This is a genomic window from Azospirillum sp. A29 (assembly GCF_042604625.1).
GTDB classification, from domain to species: domain Bacteria; phylum Pseudomonadota; class Alphaproteobacteria; order Azospirillales; family Azospirillaceae; genus Azospirillum; species Azospirillum palustre.
On record NZ_CP170464.1, the window covers coordinates 356125 to 373254 of the forward strand.

19 protein-coding genes are annotated in these 17130 nt (G+C 67.6%); 10 read left to right on the forward strand and 9 right to left on the reverse strand.

Going from position 1 to position 17130, the window contains the following annotated elements; genetic code table 11:
- Positions 1-63: 63 nt before the first annotated feature.
- The gene (locus ABNQ38_RS13675) at positions 64-975 is read right to left on the reverse strand and encodes a ribose-phosphate diphosphokinase (protein WP_377807511.1); all 912 of its coding nucleotides are present in this window, start codon (positions 973-975) and stop codon (positions 64-66) included.
- A gap of 106 nt (positions 976-1081) precedes the next feature.
- Complete coding sequence (locus ABNQ38_RS13680; RefSeq protein ID WP_377807512.1) at positions 1082-1606, reverse strand: hypothetical protein; 525 nt, start codon at positions 1604-1606, stop codon at positions 1082-1084.
- Between the two features lie 150 nt (positions 1607-1756).
- On the opposite strand from ABNQ38_RS13680, the gene corA reads away from it, so the two are divergent.
- Entirely contained in the window at positions 1757-2788 is a 1032-nt protein-coding gene (gene corA, locus ABNQ38_RS13685; RefSeq protein WP_377807514.1) for a magnesium/cobalt transporter CorA, read from the forward strand.
- Positions 2789-2876: 88 nt separating this feature from the next.
- A complete protein-coding gene (locus tag ABNQ38_RS13690; protein WP_377807515.1) occupies positions 2877-3281 on the forward strand; it encodes a hypothetical protein in 405 nt (134 codons plus the stop codon).
- Between the two features lie 41 nt (positions 3282-3322).
- Here ABNQ38_RS13690 and ABNQ38_RS13695 read toward each other — a convergent pair whose 3' ends face one another.
- The 4 genes from ABNQ38_RS13695 to ABNQ38_RS13710 all read right to left on the reverse strand — a co-directional run bounded on the left by ABNQ38_RS13695 (position 3323) and on the right by ABNQ38_RS13710 (position 7901).
- Positions 3323-4339, reverse strand: a complete 1017-nt coding sequence (locus tag ABNQ38_RS13695) for a LysM peptidoglycan-binding domain-containing protein (RefSeq protein ID WP_377807516.1) — start codon at positions 4337-4339, stop codon at positions 3323-3325.
- A 255-nt stretch (positions 4340-4594) separates the two neighbouring features.
- A complete protein-coding gene (locus ABNQ38_RS13700) occupies positions 4595-6391 on the reverse strand; it encodes a DUF262 domain-containing protein (protein ID WP_377807517.1) in 1797 nt (598 codons plus the stop codon).
- A 124-nt stretch (positions 6392-6515) separates the two neighbouring features.
- Positions 6516-7412 carry a c-type cytochrome gene (locus tag ABNQ38_RS13705; protein WP_377807518.1) on the reverse strand — a complete coding sequence of 299 codons (897 nt, stop codon included), beginning with the start codon at positions 7410-7412 and terminating at the stop codon, positions 6516-6518.
- 3 nt (positions 7413-7415) lie between these two features.
- Positions 7416-7901, reverse strand: a complete 486-nt coding sequence (locus tag ABNQ38_RS13710; RefSeq protein WP_109049944.1) for a cytochrome c — start codon at positions 7899-7901, stop codon at positions 7416-7418.
- A gap of 146 nt (positions 7902-8047) precedes the next feature.
- On the opposite strand from ABNQ38_RS13710, the gene ABNQ38_RS13715 reads away from it, so the two are divergent.
- The 6 genes from ABNQ38_RS13715 to nth all read left to right on the forward strand — a co-directional run bounded on the left by ABNQ38_RS13715 (position 8048) and on the right by nth (position 13872).
- Positions 8048-8632: a TIGR00730 family Rossman fold protein gene (locus ABNQ38_RS13715; protein ID WP_377807519.1), complete on the forward strand. Its 585-nt coding sequence runs from the start codon at positions 8048-8050 to the stop codon at positions 8630-8632.
- A gap of 145 nt (positions 8633-8777) precedes the next feature.
- The gene (locus ABNQ38_RS13720) at positions 8778-10283 is read left to right on the forward strand and encodes a replicative DNA helicase (RefSeq protein ID WP_109049942.1); all 1506 of its coding nucleotides are present in this window, start codon (positions 8778-8780) and stop codon (positions 10281-10283) included.
- A 5-nt stretch (positions 10284-10288) separates the two neighbouring features.
- Positions 10289-11407: an alanine racemase gene (gene alr, locus ABNQ38_RS13725; protein WP_377807520.1), complete on the forward strand. Its 1119-nt coding sequence runs from the start codon at positions 10289-10291 to the stop codon at positions 11405-11407.
- Positions 11408-11544: 137 nt separating this feature from the next.
- Complete coding sequence (locus ABNQ38_RS13730; RefSeq protein ID WP_109049940.1) at positions 11545-12321, forward strand: ABC transporter permease; 777 nt, start codon at positions 11545-11547, stop codon at positions 12319-12321.
- Between the two features lie 10 nt (positions 12322-12331).
- Positions 12332-13105 (forward strand): ABC transporter ATP-binding protein, encoded by a 774-nt coding sequence (locus ABNQ38_RS13735; protein ID WP_377807522.1) that lies wholly within the window; start codon positions 12332-12334, stop codon positions 13103-13105.
- Between the two features lie 86 nt (positions 13106-13191).
- Positions 13192-13872: an endonuclease III domain-containing protein gene (gene nth, locus ABNQ38_RS13740; RefSeq protein WP_377807523.1), complete on the forward strand. Its 681-nt coding sequence runs from the start codon at positions 13192-13194 to the stop codon at positions 13870-13872.
- 13 nt (positions 13873-13885) lie between these two features.
- Here the strand turns inward: nth and ABNQ38_RS13745 are convergent, their stop codons facing one another.
- On the reverse strand, positions 13886-14500 hold the full coding sequence (locus tag ABNQ38_RS13745) for a CatB-related O-acetyltransferase (RefSeq protein WP_377807524.1): 615 nt from the start codon (positions 14498-14500) through the stop codon (positions 13886-13888).
- 359 nt (positions 14501-14859) lie between these two features.
- On the opposite strand from ABNQ38_RS13745, the gene ABNQ38_RS13750 reads away from it, so the two are divergent.
- The gene (locus tag ABNQ38_RS13750; RefSeq protein ID WP_377807525.1) at positions 14860-15090 is read left to right on the forward strand and encodes a DUF1178 family protein; all 231 of its coding nucleotides are present in this window, start codon (positions 14860-14862) and stop codon (positions 15088-15090) included.
- Positions 15091-15117: 27 nt separating this feature from the next.
- Here ABNQ38_RS13750 and ABNQ38_RS13755 read toward each other — a convergent pair whose 3' ends face one another.
- Positions 15118-16104 carry a peptidoglycan-binding domain-containing protein gene (locus tag ABNQ38_RS13755; RefSeq protein ID WP_377807526.1) on the reverse strand — a complete coding sequence of 329 codons (987 nt, stop codon included), beginning with the start codon at positions 16102-16104 and terminating at the stop codon, positions 15118-15120.
- Between the two features lie 246 nt (positions 16105-16350).
- Here ABNQ38_RS13755 and ABNQ38_RS13760 point away from each other — a divergent pair, with 246 nt between their 5' ends.
- The gene (locus ABNQ38_RS13760) at positions 16351-16677 is read left to right on the forward strand and encodes a hypothetical protein (RefSeq protein WP_377807527.1); all 327 of its coding nucleotides are present in this window, start codon (positions 16351-16353) and stop codon (positions 16675-16677) included.
- 4 nt (positions 16678-16681) lie between these two features.
- Here ABNQ38_RS13760 and ABNQ38_RS13765 read toward each other — a convergent pair whose 3' ends face one another.
- Entirely contained in the window at positions 16682-17110 is a 429-nt protein-coding gene (locus ABNQ38_RS13765) for a hypothetical protein (protein ID WP_377807528.1), read from the reverse strand.
- Between the last annotated feature and the right edge of the window lie 20 nt (positions 17111-17130).

The following is a 17130-nucleotide window of genomic DNA, read 5'->3' on the forward strand; positions in this document are numbered from 1 at the left end:
CGCGCGGCGAACCGGAAACTATCGGCATGGACCGAAGCCGCCGCCCCATGCGCCCTTCATGCTTCAGGTGTTCGAGAACGACCCGATTGCATCGGCGAGAAGGCCGCTGAGCGACAGGGCGTTGGAGGGGTGTGGCACGCCGTCGCAGGACAGCGGGCGGCCCAGCCCTTCGGCGGTGAAGCGTTCGGCGACGATGTCGCTGAACAGGGCATGGACGCCATAGACCTGCACCCGGCTGGCCCCCAGGACCCGTGCCGCGCGGGCGCAGGAGAAGATCGTCTCGCCGGAGCTGATGACATCGTCGACGATCACCACCGGCCGGCCATGGATCGGCGCGTCGGGGGGCAGCGCCACCGTCACGTCGCGGTCGCCGCGCCGCTCCTTGCGGCCGACAATGCCGGTCAGGCCGAGCGGGCCGGCCACCGCCTCCACCAGCGGGGCGGATTCTTCGTCCGGCCCGACGATGACGGTGCCCGACGCCACGCCGTTCGCCCGCAGATGCTCGGCGATGGGGGCGGCACCGCTCAGCGCGACGGACGGGCGGCCGACGAAGACCTCGTCCAGCGTGTGGGTGCGGTGCAGATGCGGCTCGACGCAGACGAAGCGGTCGAAACAGCGGCCGAGCCAGTCGCCGACCACCGTCTGGCTGATCGGTTCGCCCGGCCTGAAGATGGCGTCCTGGCGCATGTAGGCCATATAGGGCGCCACCAGACAGAGGTCGGTCGCCCCCTGGCGCCGCAGCACCGATGCGGCGAGCGTCAGCTCCACCAGCTTGTCGTTCGGGCGGTCGAGCGAGCGGTAGACGATGGCGCGCTCCACCGGCTCCGGCAGCCGGACCAGGCTTTCGCCGTCGGGGAAGCGGTGCAGCTCGGCGATGTGGCAGGAGATCTCCAGCGCCTGGGCCAGACGGCGCGCGGCGTCCGCCGATTCCGGAAAGCCATAGACGGCCGTGTAGTTGCCCGTATTGCGGGCCATGCCCCTTCTCCCTCTGCCACCTTGGACGGCAGCAAGCTTGGCGCAGGCAGTATGGGCGGGTCAATCACGGCAAAAGGCGGCACGGCAAAAGGCCGACATCGTCGGCCTAATCGCCATCGGCTTGGCCCCCCGGCCGCTTGTCCGCCTCGGCCTCGTCCGCTTCGGAGGCCGCCGGATCGACATGGATGCTCTCCGCCTTGCGCGCCAGCAGCTGGAAGGCGCCGAGTCCGACGACCAGCAGGGTGACCACGCCCAGCAGCATCACCGGATAGATAATGGCGGAAATCTCGCTGGTGCGCGCCTCGAACACCAGCACCAGCCCCTCCAGGCTGGCGGCGATGATGATCGTGGTCAGGAACTTGGTCAGGGTGCGGCGGGCCTCGTCGGCGCGACGCAGCTCGCGTTCGCGGACGATCTCCTCCTCGTAGAGGTATTTGGCGATCTCGAACACCGCGATGGCCAGCACGATCATCCCCACCCCGTCGAGCATGGCCGAGGTCAGGACGGCGCTGTCCAGCGCCACCACCCCCTCCACCACCGTCAGGGCCGACAGGGCGATGAACATCAGGGCGAACAGGCCGAGCGTCACCGCCGCCAGAAAATACATGCCGCGTGCCGCCGATTCGAACATCGCCCTCGCCTTCCTGCAAGCTGGTCCTTGGCGGTGTCAACGCACGAGACCGCCTCTCCGCCCGCAAGGCGGCGGCGGATCCGTCGACGCTGCCGGGGAACCTCTTTAGAGTGGCGGCGACCTGCCGCCCCTCTTCCGGTTTTCCACTCCATGACGCAGCTGCCCTCCCCCTCCCCTGCCCCGTCTCCCGATCCTTCCCCCGACCGGCCCCGCAGCGCCGTGGTGGCGAGCGCCGCCTATTGCGACGGCCGCCGCATCGCCGAGGTGCCCATCGGCGAGACCGGCGCCTGGGCCGCGAAAGATGGACATTTTGTCTGGATCGGCCTGTGGGAGCCGGACGAGGCGCTGCTGATGGAGGTGAAGCGGCAGTTCGGCCTGCATGAACTGGCGGTGGAGGACGCCCTGCACGCCCACCAGCGGCCGAAGCTGGACGTCTATGGCGACAGCCTGTTCATGGTCCTGCGCACCGCCCGGCTGGAAAAAGGCGAGCTGGTGCTGGGCGAGACCCATGTCTTCGCCGGCCGCGGCTATGTCGTCACCGTCCGGCATGGCGCCTCGACCAGCTATTCGCCGGTGCGGGCACGGGCGGAAAGCGCGCCGCACCTGCTGAAGCATGGAGAGGACTTCATCGTCTACACCATCATGGACTATGTGGTGGACTGCTACTTCCCCGTGCTCGACCAGATGGCGACCACGGTGGACGAACTGGACGCCATGCTGATCGCCCGCCCGCCCAGCACGGGGGAAATCGAGCGCATCCACCAGCTGCGCCGCGACCTTGAGCGGCTGCGCCGCAACGCCTCGCCGCTGCTGGAGGTCTGCTCGCGGCTGGAGCGCTTCGACCTGCCGATGATCGATCCGGCGATCCGGCCCTATTACCGCGACGTGCAGGACCATGTGATCCGCGTCAACGAACAGATCGGCTCGCTGCGCGAGGTGCTGTCCTTCGCCTTCGAAACCAGTATGATCCTGGCGACCGCGCGGCAGAACGACGTGACGCGCAAGCTGGCCGCCTGGGCCGCCATCCTCGCCGTGCCGACCGCCGTTGCCGGCCTGTACGGCATGAACTTCGAGCATATGCCGGAGCTTCACTGGCGGTACGGCTACCCGGCGGTGCTGGCGGTGATCGCCGTGGTCTGCACCGCGCTGTATGTCCGCTTCCGGCGAACGGGATGGCTGTGACGGCACCCCGGCCGGGCGGTCCCGGATCGGGGTGGCCCGCTTGGATCGGCACCTTTGACATGGTTGGTTTTGGAGTTTGGTGACGGACATGACCGACGCGACGAACACGCTGCACGCCCTGCTGGACGCCTATCTGCGCTGCCCGGTGGAGGCCGCGCGCACGGAACTGGAACAGGCGCTGCGCGGCTACCAGACCGAGTGGATCCGCACCCGCGCCGGGGCCGACGCCCCGCCGCTGCCGGCCGCCGCACCGGCGCCGGCCGCCAAGCCGGCGGTGGCGAAGCCGCGCTTTCCCATCGCGTCGGCCGACCTGGAGGTTCTGAAGCGTCTGGCCGACGGCTGGACCGGCACCACCGCCGAGGTGGCGCGCTGGGCCTGGTTCGAGAATCGCGAACTGGTGGCGCTCGACCCGAATCCGGCCGGCGAAGGGCCGGAGGTGCTGCGCCTCACCCCGCTCGGCTGGGCCGCCATCGGGCGGAAGCCGGCGGGCTGAGAGTTCCGGAAACTCGCCGCCTCAAAGGGGGACCGCGCGCCTCAATTCACCTGCGGCAGCGTGAAGATCTGGCCGGGATAGATCATGTCCGGGTCGCGGATCTGCTCGCGGTTGGCGGTGTAGATGGTGGTGTAGAGCATGCCGTCGCCATAGGTGCGGCGTGCCAGCCGCCACAGGCTGTTGCCGGGCTGGACGACGATGTTCCGCCCGTCGGTGGCGACGGGCATGGCGGAGACTTGGACCGGCAGTTCGGCCCGCGACACCACCTTGCCGGACAGGGTGACCTGATCGGCGCGCAGGGTGTAGAGGCCGGGGTCGATCAGCTTTTCCGGGGTCAGGCGCCAGTTGCCCTTGGGGTCGCTGTGGGCACTGCCGACGAGGATGTTGTCGAGATAGAGCTGCACCGCGCTGTTCGGCGCCGCCCGCCCGCCCAGCGCCACCCGGCCAGCGGGATCGTAGTCCATCGTCTCCACCGACACGCCGCCCGGCGGCGGCGGGGCGCCATTGTCGGGAAGCGGCGGGGCCTGCAGGATCGAGCTGCCGCCCATGGCCGGCGCCGCGCCGGCCAAGCCGTCGCGCGGCACCGCCACCGCGACCGGTGCGGCCGGCGATTCGGGTCCGGGCTTCGCCGCGGGTTCCGGCACCATCACCACGACCACCTTGTCGGCGGGAAGCGGCGCGTCGGCGCCGGGACGGGTCTCGGTCAGGTTCAACTCGCGGGTGCCGGGCGACAGCGGCTTGTCGGGCAGCATCACCCATTCGCCGCGCTGGTCGGCCTTGGCCGAGGCGACGCGGGTGCCGCCGTCGGTGACCGTCACCTCCGAACCGGGGGCGGCACGGCCGGCCATCACCGTCGCCCCGTCCGGCGCCACCCGCACCACGTCGAAGCTGGGCGCCGCGGGTTTGGCCGGTTCCTTCGCCTGCTCCTTCGCCGGTTCCGGAGTTGCCGCCACCGGTGCCGCCTTCTGCGTGTCGGTCCGCGTCGCCGTCTGTGCCGGTGCCGCCGTGGGAACGGGGGCCGGAGCGGAGGCCAGGGTCGCCGGTCCGGTCGCCGTCACGGTCGCAGGTTTCCCGGCGGGCCAAAGGGCAATCGCCGCCGCCCCACCCATCAGAGCCACGCCCAAAGCTGCGAACAACGCGTTTCGTTTCACCTGAGCACCCATCCGGCGGCCCGCCACACTGGCAGGGTGACCGACTATAGCAGAAGGACAGGTCGCAAAAGAATGGCGCCGTTGGAGCGGATCCATCCGCCAATCGGGCTCGATTGCCCGAATGGATCATGATTCCGCACCAAATCGGAGCCTGTTGCCAGCTCAGAGCATTGCGAAGTAAGCCTTGATCTTGTCGGCCATCAGGCTTCGGCGCGCCGCCAGGAAGCCGTCGTAATCGTCGGACAGCGCCCCGAAGATGGCTTCCGGAATGCAATGCATGCGCAGATTTTCCTTCAGAACGTCCAGTTCGATGATCCCGCCGTAGTGCGGCTTGCCCGAATCGCACTGGCTCAGCAGCTCCGCGAAATAGACCGATGGCGCCTTGTCGCTGATGCGGATGTTGATCTCGCTCTGCGCGACGACAAAATTTGCGATCTGATTGTAGCGGCCACGGGACAGTCCCTGCTTCTTCAGCAGGTTGCGCGGAAACAGATGATGGGCATCGCTCTTGTGCAGGATCAGGTCCTGCACCGTCATGTCGCGTGACAGGAACCCCTTGTCGCCCATCTTCACCTGGGCGGCCTGATAGACCAGGAAATAGGGGCTGGAAGCGGACGAGGTCTCCATGTTCTGCGGAAGCAGGGTGCGCCAGAATCCATCTGACAATTCACCTTCGATCACACTTTCGACATAAACCTCCGGCCCCCTCGCTTCGATCTGGCGGATGTCGAAGTCGAACGAGGTCTCCGGATTGCCGGCATAGCGTCCGGTCAGCACCGACATGACGTACCAGCGACGCACCATCCGCTCGATGGCCGCCGGATTCATGCCTGCCGCCTTGCCACGCAGATAGAGGATGTAGGCGAAATTGACGGCATTCCTGCCGCCGATCAGGTCGCTGCTGACGAAGCCCGCGGAGCGCAGGATCATGACCAGCTGCTTGAAGCTGGTTTCGTTGATGAAGCGCAGAACGCCCTGGCGCAGGCGGGCGAAGCTGTCCTCCGCGATGGCATCCTCATACTGCTTGGTCTCGAAATTGCGCCCCGACAGCAAGGCCACCAGATCCTGAAGCTTGCCCCGGCCGAATTCGCTGGTGAAGGCGACGCGCAGCATGTCGGTGTAGCTGGGATCGTAAATGTCGTCCTGCACGTTGCGCAGCCAGCGCATCTTCTGAAAATAGTCGGTGTCCGCGAAGGCGGTGTCTCGCTCCCTGATTATGTCGTGAAAGTCCGGCTTCACGGACATATGGCAGAAATACTCGATCGCCTTGCGCAGCGTGTTCCCGCCATAGCTTTCGTTGGCGGCGATCTTGGACATGGCGAAATCTGCTTGGCTGAGCGATACGCCAGCCGAGTTCACGCGAATGAAGATCTCCGTCACCGTCTCGATGTCGAGATCCGGGGCCAGTTCGATGATTCCCATTTGATTGTTGACGATGCCGCGCAGCCGCTCGATCCGGCGGAACAGGTCGTCCTTGCTGGTGCCGGGATTGGCCGTCGCATAGGCGTCAACCAGCCCGTAGATGCTGCCGCCCGATTCGAATATGGTCGAAACGTCGGAGATCCAAGAACAGTCGTTCTCAATGGCGGAGTTGAACACCTCGAACTTCTCATTGAGGGGATGAAAGGCGATGCGGATGCGAACCGCCTCGTAATCCTTGGTCAGTACCTGCCGGCCCAGCAGGCCAGCCATCAACGCCGTCACCCGCTGCTGCCCGTCGATCAGGATACGCTTGCCGGCCGACAGCGTTCCATCCTTCAGCCTCACGTTCGGGTTCCGCCACGCAATCAGATAACCGACCGGGAATCCCCGGTAGAGACTGTCCAGAAGATTGCGCACCTGCGTCGCGTCCCAGACAAAGGGACGCTGTATCTCGGGAATGGCGATCTCTCCGGACCGGACCCAGGCCAGCAGAGTGTCGATGGGCTGGGGGGTGACGGAGTAGCGCTGGGGGGACATCGGTCCGGGATCCTCGGTCGGTGGTTGTCGGTCCAACCGAGGATACCGGGTATCGGAACGTCAGTTCACCTGCTTTCTTCAACCGTAAGGACGCATCGCGGTGCGGACGGGCCGGCGCCAAGCCTCACTCCTTCGCCGGCACCGTCCGCAGATAGGCGACGATGGCGGCGCGGTCGTCTGCCGTCAGCTTGGAGGTGGTGTTGCGCACGACCTCGCCCATGGCGCCGCCGGCGACATCGCCGTCCGGGGTCAGGCCGGCTTCTAGGAACAGCGCCAGATCGCCGTCCGACCAGTCGCCGATCCCCTTGCCCTTGGCCTTGGAGTTGGTGATGCCCGGCACCTTGTCGTTGTCGGGCCCCTGCGGATTGCCGGCGAGGTAGCGGTCTGAATCCAGCCCGCCGAGCTGGGAGCGCGGGCTGTGGCATTCGGCGCAATGGCCGAGCGCATCGACCAGATAGCGCCCGCGGTTCCACACCGGCGGCTTGGCCGGGTTGTCGGCGACCGGGCCGGGGGTCAGGTACATCCACTGCCAGACCGGCACCAGGAAGCGCCAGGAGAAGGGCGGCGACAGGTCGTGCGGCTTGTTGGCGGCCGGGGCCGCCGGCAGGCTGAGCAGATAGGCCTTCAGGTCCAGCAGATCGCGGTCGGTCATCCGCGTGTAGCTGGTATAGGGAAAGGCCGGGAACAGCGCGGCGCCGTCGGGCCGCACGCCCTCGCGGACGGCGCGGATGAAGTCGGCGTCGCTCCAGCGGCCGATGCCGTTCACCGGGTCCGCGGTGATGTTCGGGGTGTAGAAGGTGCCGAAGGGGGTCGCCAGCGCCCGGCCGCCGGCCAGCGGCTGGCCGCCGCCCTTCTCGTCGGTGTGGCAGCCGAGGCAGCCGGCGGCGTTGAAAATGTAGGCGCCCCGGCCGACGGCGTCCTTTGCAGCGTCGCCTGTGGGCACATCACCGGCAGCACGCGCACTGCCGCCCGCGAAGGCGAGCGGCAGCAGCAGGGCAGCGGCGGTCAGGACACGCCGCACCGGTCAGTTCTTCTTGACGCGGAAGTCCTCGTGGCAGCTCCCGCAGGTCTTGGAAGTGGCGCCGAGCGCCTGGGCGATCTGCGCGCGGTCGCCGCCCTTGATGGCGGCGTCGAGCTTCTCGGCCGCGGGCTGGACGGCGCTCCAGTATTTCTGGGTCTCGGCCCAGCTCTTCCACAGCTCCGGCTTGGCGGCGCTGTCGGCCACGCCGACGGCGGTGCCTTCGGGGAAGATCTTCTTCGGGTCCATCTTGGACACCGCCAGCACGGCTTCCGCCCCCTTGGCCGCATCCTCGGCGGTGGCGCCCTCGTTCTTCACGAACTTGGCGACGGCGCCCATGCCGCCGCCCAGCTTCTTCATGGTCTGCTGCCGGTCCTTGACCTGCTCGGCCGGATCGGCCGCGCCGGCGGCGCCGGCCGACATGCCGAACAGCGTGAACATCAGACCGGCGACGGATGCCGCCGCAAGAACATTGACGACCCGGTTGCTCATGTGGTCCCTCCCGATGATGCCGTGGCTTAAACGGTGCCTGTGCCGCTGTTGACGCGCCGCCCCCACCCGATATTCCATGGCATTCGCCAGATTTTTTTGCGGCCCCGCCCCCTATGGATGGCGGCGGCGAGAAAGGTTGACCCGCGATGAAGAGCCTGTCGTCCGTCTGCGTCTATTGCGGTGCGTCGTCCCGTGTCGCCGATGTCCACAAGGAGGCCGCCCACGCGCTGGGCGACGGGCTGGCGCGGCGCGGCATGCGCATGATCTATGGCGGCGGCCGGGTCGGGCTGATGGGCATCGCCGCCGACGCCGCCATCGCCGCCGGCGGCGAGGTAGTCGGCATCATCCCGGAACACATCCAGTCGGCCGAGGTGGAGCACACCGGCCTGACCGAGCTGCACGTCGTCGACAGCATGCACACCCGCAAGCGCATGATGGTGGAGCGGTCGGACGCCTTCGTCATCCTGCCGGGCGGCCTGGGCACGCTGGACGAAGCCTTCGAGATCCTGACCTGGAAGCAGCTTCAGCTGCACGACAAGCCCATCGTCATCGCCGACGTCGACGGCTACTGGCGCCCGCTCCTGGGGCTGATCGACCATATGGTCGCCCAGGGCTTCGCCCGCATCGACCGCTCCGCCCTCTACCGCGTCGCCGACCATGTCGACGGCGTGTTCGAGGCTCTTGGGGCGATGCCCGACGCGGCGCATCCGGCCCAGCCCAGGAAGATGTGAGGCGGCGTCTTTCAGGCGTCATCGGCCCTTCCCGCCGTTATCCCCAGACTTCCCAACCTGTGGATAACTTCTGTGCACAGCTTTTGTGGATGGCTCCCCGCCCTTCACCGAGCGTTCGCGTTCTGTTTCTGATACTGTGTCCTCCATGAGCAACCAGACCTCATCGCTGTTCGATCCCCGCCCCTCCGCCGCGGTCAAGCCGACGGCGGAATACCGAACGCCTCCCAACAACGAGGAGGCGGAGCAGGCGCTGCTGGGCGCGATCTTGGTCAACAACAAGGCCTATGAGAAGGTCGGCGAGTTCCTGCGGCCGGAGCATTTCTACGATCCGGCCCACCAGCGCATCTTCGCCGCCATCACCAAGATGGTCGACCGCGGCCAGATCGCGAACCCGGTCACGCTGAAGGCCCTGTTCGACAACGATCCCGAGCTGGCGGTCGAAGGCGGCAGCGCCTATCTGGCGGAACTGGCCGCCAACGTGGTGACAGTGGTCAATGCCGGCGACTACGGCAAGACCATCCACGACCTGTTCATCCGCCGGCAGCTGATCGAGGTCGGCACCGACATGGTGAACGAGGCGTACCGCCACGACCTCGACATCACCGCGCTGGACCAAATCGGCGAGGCGGAAAAGCAGCTGTTCGACCTCGCCTCGACCGGCGATGTGCAGGGCGGCTTCGTGGCGTTCGGCGAGTCGGTGAAGCACGCCATCACGACGGCGGAGGCGGCCTTCCGCCGCTCCAGCCACGTCACCGGCGTCACCACCGGCCTGATCGACATCGACCGCAAGCTGGGCGGCCTGCACCCGTCGGACCTGATCATCCTCGCCGGCCGGCCCTCGATGGGCAAGACGGCGCTGGCCACCAACATCGCCTTCAACGCCGCCAAGGCGCACATGCGCTCCTCCGGCCAGGAGGGCGGCGTCGTCGGCTTCTTCTCGCTGGAAATGTCGGCGGAACAGCTCGCCACCCGTATCCTCGCCGACGAGGTGCAGGTGCCCGGCGACAAGATCCGCCGCGGCGAGATCCGCGACACCGACTTCCCCAAGTTCGTCCAGGCCAGCCAGGATCTGGCGCGCTGCCCCTTCTATGTCGATGACACGCCGGCCCTGTCGGTCGCCGCGGTGCGCACGCGCTGCCGCCGGCTGAAGCGGACCTCGGGCCTCAGCATGGTGGTGGTCGACTATCTCCAGCTGCTGCGCGGCTCGTCGTCGCGCGGGGCGGAGAACCGGGTGCAGGAAATCTCCGAGATCACCCGCGGCCTGAAGGCCATCGCCAAGGAGCTGGACGTGCCGGTGGTGGCGCTGTCGCAGCTGAGCCGCGCGGTGGAACTGCGCGAGGACAAGCGCCCGCAGCTGGCCGACCTTCGCGAATCGGGCTCGATCGAGCAGGACGCCGACGTCGTGATGTTCGTTTTCCGCGAACAGTATTATCTTGAGCGCGCCGAGCCGTCGCGCCGGCCCGACGAGAGCGACGACAAGTTCAACGACCGCTACCAGCGCTGGCAGCAGCGCCTGGGCGAGGTGCACAACACCGCCGAGGTGATCATCGCCAAGCAGCGTCACGGTCCGATCGGCACCGTCCGCCTCTACTTCGACGGTCAGTTCACCAAGTTCGGCGATCTCGACCAGCACCACCAGACCGACGAGTGACCACAGTGACCAGCGACCAGAGCCTGCGCGCCTGCGCAATCCTCACCGTGGATCTCGGCGCCGTCGTCGCCAACTGGACGCAGCTGCGCGACCGGGTGGCTCCGGCGGAGTGTTCCGCCGTGGTCAAGGCCGACGCCTATGGGCTGGGGGTGGCACGGGTGGTGCCGGCCCTGGCCGCGGCCGGCTGCCGGACCTTCGTCGTCGCCCAGCTGGAGGAGGCTCTGGCCGTCCGCCGGGCGCTGGAGCCGGTCGCTCCGGACGCGCAGGTCTTCTCGCTGGGCGGGCTGCCGCCGGGCCATGAGGGCGATTTCCTCGCCGGCCGCATCCTTCCGGTGCTGAACCACCTGGGCGACATCGCGGCGTGGCGGGCCTTCGCCTCCTCGCGCGGCGAGGTGCTGCCGGCGGTGATCCACATCGACACCGGCATGAACCGGCTGGGGCTCGGCCCCGACGAGCTGGACGAGCTGGCCGGCCATCCGGAATGGCTGGAGGGCATCGACGTCCGCTATTGGATGACCCACCTCGCCTGCGCCGACGAGTTCGACAGCCCGATGACCGGGGAGCAGCTGGAGCGGTTCCGCGGCGCGCTGGCCCGGCTGCCCAAGGCGAAGGCCAGCTTCGCCAACTCGTCCGGCATCTTCCACGGCGCGGACCATCATTTCGACCTCGCCCGGCCGGGCTGCGCGCTCTATGGCGTGAACCCGACGCCGCATCTGCCCAACCCGATGCGCGGCACGGTGCGGCTGGACGCGCGGCTCTTGCAGGTGCGCAACTGCACGGCACCGATGACGGTCGGCTACGGCGCCGCCCACAAGGTCACCGGCCCGGCGCGGATCGCCACCATCGGCGTCGGCTATGCCGACGGCTATCTGCGCTCGCTGAGCGGCAAGGGGCACGTCTTCGTCGACGGCGTCGCCGCCCCCATCGTCGGCCGCATCTCGATGGACCTGATCACCATCGACGTCACCGGCCTGCCGGAGAGCGTGGCCCAGGCCGGCCGCATGGTCGAGCTGATTGGCCCCAGCCGCCCGGTCGACACCGTGGCGGCGGAGGGCGGCACCATCGGCTACGAGGTCCTGACCTCGCTCGGCCAGCGCTATCACCGGGTTTATGTGGGTGGGTGACAAGCTTTCCCTCTCCCGGGGCGGGAGAGGGCGGCGCCTCGTCCCACCATTGCAAAGTCCAAGGATGACCTAGCCGTTCATCGGTGCTATGACCGCATCGCCCAAATGAGTCTCAAACCAAGGATGCGGTCCGACTGATGGGTTTCCTTGCCGCCACCGGCCGGGCCTTCCTGATCTTCCTGGAAGCGACCGGACGCCTTGCCCTGTTCACCGGGTCCGCCCTGTCGCACTGCGTGCGGCCGCCGCTCTATCCGCGCCAGATCCTGCGGCAGATGATCGACATCGGCTATTACTCGCTGCCGGTGGTCGGGCTGACCGCGCTGTTCACCGGCATGGTGCTGGCGTTGCAGAGCTACAGCGGCTTCTCCCGCTTCCAGGCGGAGGGCGCCATCGCCACCGTCGTCGTGCTGTCGATCACGCGCGAGCTGGGGCCGGTGCTGGCCGGCCTGATGGTCGCGGGGCGCATCGGCGCCGCCATGGCGGCGGAGATCGGCACCATGCGGGTGACCGAGCAGATCGACGCCCTGTCCACCCTGTCGACCAACCCGTACAAGTATCTGGTGGCGCCGCGGCTGATCGCCGGTCTGACCATGGTGCCGCTGCTGGTCATCGTCGCCGACATCATCGGCGTGTTCGGCGGCTTCCTGGTCGGCGTCTACCGGCTGGACTTCAACGCCGCCAGCTACATCAACCGCACCTGGGAATTCCTCCAGCCGGTCGACGTCATCTCCGGTCTGGTCAAGGCGGCGATCTTCGGCTTCCTGATCGCGTTGATGGGCTGCTACCACGGCTACCACTCCAAGGGCGGCGCCCAGGGCGTCGGGGCTGCGACCACCAACGCGGTGGTGTCGGCCTCGATCATGATCCTGGTGTGGAACTACCTGATCACCGGCCTCTTCTTCTCGACCAAGTGAGCGCCATCACATGACCGTTCCCAAGATCGCGCTCAAGAACGTCACCAAGCATTTCGGCCCGAAGAAGGTGCTGAACGGCATCGATCTGGAGGTGGCGAAGGGCGAGTCGCTGGTCGTCATCGGCGGGTCGGGCACCGGCAAGTCGGTGATGCTGAAAAGCATCCTCGGCCTGCTGACGCCGGATTCCGGCTCGATCCAGGTCGACGGCGTCGAGACGACCCGGCTGCGCTCGCGCGAGCGCGAGAAGCTGCTGCACAAGTTCGGCATGCTGTTCCAGGGCGCCGCCCTGTTCGACAGCCTGAAGGTCTGGGAGAACGTCGCCTTCGGCCTGATCCAGGGCGCCCACATGCCGCGCGCCCAGGCCAAGGAGATCGCCGTCGCCAAGCTGGGCGCCGTCGGCCTCACCCCCGACGTGGCGGAGCTGTCGCCCTCGGAGCTGTCGGGCGGCATGCAGAAGCGCGTCGGCCTCGCCCGCGCCATCGCCGACGAGCCGGAGATCATCTTCTTCGACGAGCCGACGACCGGCCTCGACCCGATCATGGCCGACGTCATCAACGAGCTGATCGTGCAGTGCGTGAAGGATCTCGGCGCCACCGCGGTCACCATCACCCACGACATGGCGTCGGCCCGCAAGATCGCCGACCGCATCGCCATGATCTACCAGGGCCGGATCATCTGGACCGGCCACGCCCGCGACATCGACAATTCGGGCAACGCCTATGTCGACCAGTTCGTCCATGGCCGGGCGGACGGGCCGATCAAGATGCAGATCAAGGCGCTGTAAGCGGAACAATCGGGGGATTTGCCGGTTACCGGACGGGGCTCTTCAGCGCCTAGTTCCCCGGCCCCGTTCCCCGGAGGTGGCCTCCCGTGAGCATACAGCCCGCGACGTCCCAGGACTTCGACATCGACGAGGTCTTCCACCGCCTGCGGGTCGCGGTCGCCCCCTATCCCAAGGCTGCGATGTTCGAGCTGCGCGACCGCGGCTATGCCACCCCGTTCCAGCAGCTGGTCGCCAGCCTGATTTCCGCCCGCACGCGGGACGAAACCAGCCTGGAGGTCGCCGAACGGCTGTTCGCCGTCGCCGGCACGCCGGCCGCCATGGCCGCCCTGCCGGAGGAGCGGCTGGTCCAGCTGCTGCACGGCGCCACCTTCCCGGAACCCAAGGCGCGCGACATCCGCGCGCTGTCCCGCCGCATCGTCGAGGAACAGGGCGGCGAGGTGCCCGACACGCCGGACGGGCTGATGCGCTTCCATGGGGTGGGGCCGAAGATCGCGGCGTTGACGCTGGCGGTCGGCTTCGGCATCCCGGCGCTGGCGGTCGACATCCATGTCCACCGCATCGTCAACCGCTGGGGCTATGTGCAGGCGCGCACGCCGGAAAAGACGATGGCCGCGCTGCTGGCGGTGCTGCCGAAACGCTATTGGGTCGAGATCAACGAGCGGCTGGTGCCCTTTGGCAAATGGGTGTGCACCGGCGAACGGCCGCGCTGCTCCACCTGCCCGCTGCTGTCGATGTGCGCACGGGTGGGGGTCACCGGGTCACGCTGAGGAAAGGCGAGCGTCAGCGGCCATCCGGATCGCGGCTCAGGGCACTGCGAAGCGCGTCGATGTCGCACTTGCCGAACAGATAGGGGGCATATTTCCGCAGCTTTTCAAACGGCCATGACCACCATTGCAGCGACAGAAGAAACTCAATATCGGCGTCCGGCAAACGCTTGCGGATGACTTTGGCCGGGTTGCCGGCAACGATAGCGTAAGGCGGCACGTCCTTCGAAACGACCGCGGACGCTCCGATCACGGCTCCGTCACCCACCGTGACGCCGGAAAGGACGGAGGCGCCGTCACCGATCCAGACATCATTGCCGATGATGACCGGCCCTTTGCTGAAGGTGCTGTGCGGTCCATTGAGTTCGGGCATCCAGTCCGCCAGCATTTCCACCGGATAGGTCGATGCACCGTTCATCGCATGCATGCCACCGAAATGTATGCGCACCCCCTCGGCGATCGAGCAGAATCGTCCAATCGTGATCTGCCCGGATTCCGCATAGGCAACGAGTTCAGGCGGCGCCGAGAAGTAGGTGAACGCACCCACCGAAACCGGACACGGCATGCCGCCGATGTAAAAGTCATACAAAATGTCTTTATCCGTCTTCTGATGCTTCAGCCGTAAATACATTGGCGTAAACGTCCCCTTGAGATAAAATTTTAAGAAGCGAAGAAAATCCTCAAGTCAGAAATTGAAATGAAACTCTACGCCATCACAGCCTCACCGGATAACATATATTTTACCAAGCAGTTGAGTTTCCACTACCACTCTGGTGGTATCAGAAAATACTTCAGATATTCGGGCAATCGGACACCTGATGGAGCCACAAGGGCGAATGGCCGCGCCACCCTCTGTCCGCTACCGTCCATGCAACCGGCCGGTGGGAGTCACCAGGAAAGGCCGAATGCCGCGATTGATGCAGATCCTGGCGAGACACCGGCGGGCTGACTAGAAGAGCGCCCGGAATTCCGCTTTTCGAGGCTCCCGCGATGATCGTCTACGCCCTGCACTGCGCCTGCGGCCATGATTTCGACCAGTGGTTCGACAATATGGCCGATTACGACACCGAAAAGGCCGCCGGAATCCCCTGCCCGTCCTGCGGCGGCACCGAGGCCGCCAAGGCCATCATGGCGCCGCGCGTCGGAAAGTCCCAGCCGGCGCCCGCCCCCGCCTGCGGCCCCGGTGGCTGCAGCGGCGGCGGTTGCCCGATGATGATGTGATCGATGACGTGACCGGGGCAGCGACGCTCAACGCCGCCGGGCCTCCGCCGTCAGCCGCGGGCCGGTGGTCAGTTCCTCGCGGCGGCGGGGGGTGCCGAAGCTCGGCTCGACGCGGTTTTCACGCGGACGGTCGTCGCCGGCCGGCGGCCGGCTGAGCGGATCGACGCCGCGGCCGCTGCGCCACCAGGCGAAGCCGATGCCGCCCAGCGTCGCGGCGATCAGCCCGGCGACGCCGGCCCGCGCCGCGTTGGACTGCCAGATCGAGGGGGCGGCGCCGACCGCCGCCGGCTCCTCGACCGGGGCCGGCTTGCCGTCCGGCGTGGTCGCCGCCACCGCTCCGCGGGGTGCCGCTTGCGGAGTCGGCCCCTCGGATGCGCTGGCCGATGCATTGGCGGATGCGCTGGCCGCCGGGGCGTTGACTGACGGGCGCGGAGCGCTCTGGGGCGCCGCGCCGGACGTCGCGACGGCAGACGGCGACGGACGGGCCGCCGGTGCCGCGGCGGGCGCGCTGTGATTGGCCGAGGACGACGCAGAGGAGGAAGACGACGAGGAAGAGGACGATACCGGGGCGCCGCCGAACTGGGCCATGCCGCCGACGCTCTCGTTGCCGGATTCGACCCGGCCGGTCGGGGCGGCGCGCGGCGCCACCTCCTTGTCGTGGCGGGTCTGGCCGACCTGGCTCTTGGACAGGCTGCCCATGGTCGGCGCGGCCTTGCTCTCGCGCTCGCCCATCATCTTGGCGATGGTGGCCTGATCCAGGTTGCCGGTGGCGGGAAGGCCCGCCGACTTCTGATAGGCGCTGAGCGCGGAGCGGGTTTCCGGCGTCATCTGGCCCTTGGCCCGGCCGCCGATGTTGTAACCCTTGTCCTTCAGGATGGTCTGCGCCCACTGGATGTCGGCGACCGACGCCTCGGCCCATGCCGGGCCCGGCGCTCCCACCGTCAGGGCCGAAACCACCAGCGTGACAGCCGCCACCGCGGCGCCACCATGCACCCGCCGCGAAATCCGAGACATTGCCTCTCCCTTTCGTCCGTGACGCCAGACCGACTTCAGAGCCACGACACTCCCCCCGAATCGGGGACTAGGATCGTGTTACCAGATTGCGTCGCATTTCCGGCGGCGATTTTTCGGCGTCTGCTTTGTCAGCCGCGCAGCGTTGCCGAAAAGGCGCGCTCCCGGAAATGGTGCGCGAAAATGGATCGGAAAGGGCCGGACGTGGTAGCGTCAAATCGGGGGCGAAAAAGGAACAGGACGCACGCCATGACCGGGACCATGACCGGCGCCAGGGCCGGAACCGACACCGCAGGCCCGCGACTCCTGGCGGCCTTGCCGGGGCTGGCCTGCCTGTCCGCGGCGCTGTCCGCCCTGGTCCTGCTGTCCGGGTGCAGCAGCCCGCCCGCCTACCGCGAATGGACCGCCAGCCGGGACGTGCCGACCGTCGCCTATGACGAATGCACCGAGCAGGTGGACACCACCATGCGCCTGCGCGGCTATCCACTGCGCCCGCTGCCGGAAACGCCGCAGTTCGGCTACCGCAAGGAAATCTTCGCCCAGTGCATGCGCCGCAAGGGCTACACGGCGGAGTGAGGCTCTACCGGCCACCGGCGAAGTGCAGATAGACGAGGCCGCCTGCCAGCGTGCCGATCAGGATCACCGCCAGATAGATGCGCAGCGGCAGGGCGACCGCCTCGTCCGCCTTGCGCTTGCTGCCCGGCTTGCGCGGGGGCGCCGGGACGGGCTTGGGCGGAACCGGCTTCGCCGCCGGTCTGACCCGGCCGCCTTGGGTCGGGTCGTACAGCTCGATCAGCGTCCAGTTGAACTCCATGCCCTCATAGCCGGAGTCGGCGTTGTAATCGAGCTGGATCAGCCGGAAATAGGCCCGCGGGTTGACGCCGACCATCCGGTCGAAGCGCGCCTTGGCGTGGGCCAGCTCCTCCCCCACCTCCAGTGTCTTCCAACCCTTGCCGCGCGCCTTCTGGATGGCGAATCGGGTGGGCTGGGTCGGGCGGGGGGTCGGCATGGCCGCAGTCTAGCGCGGTT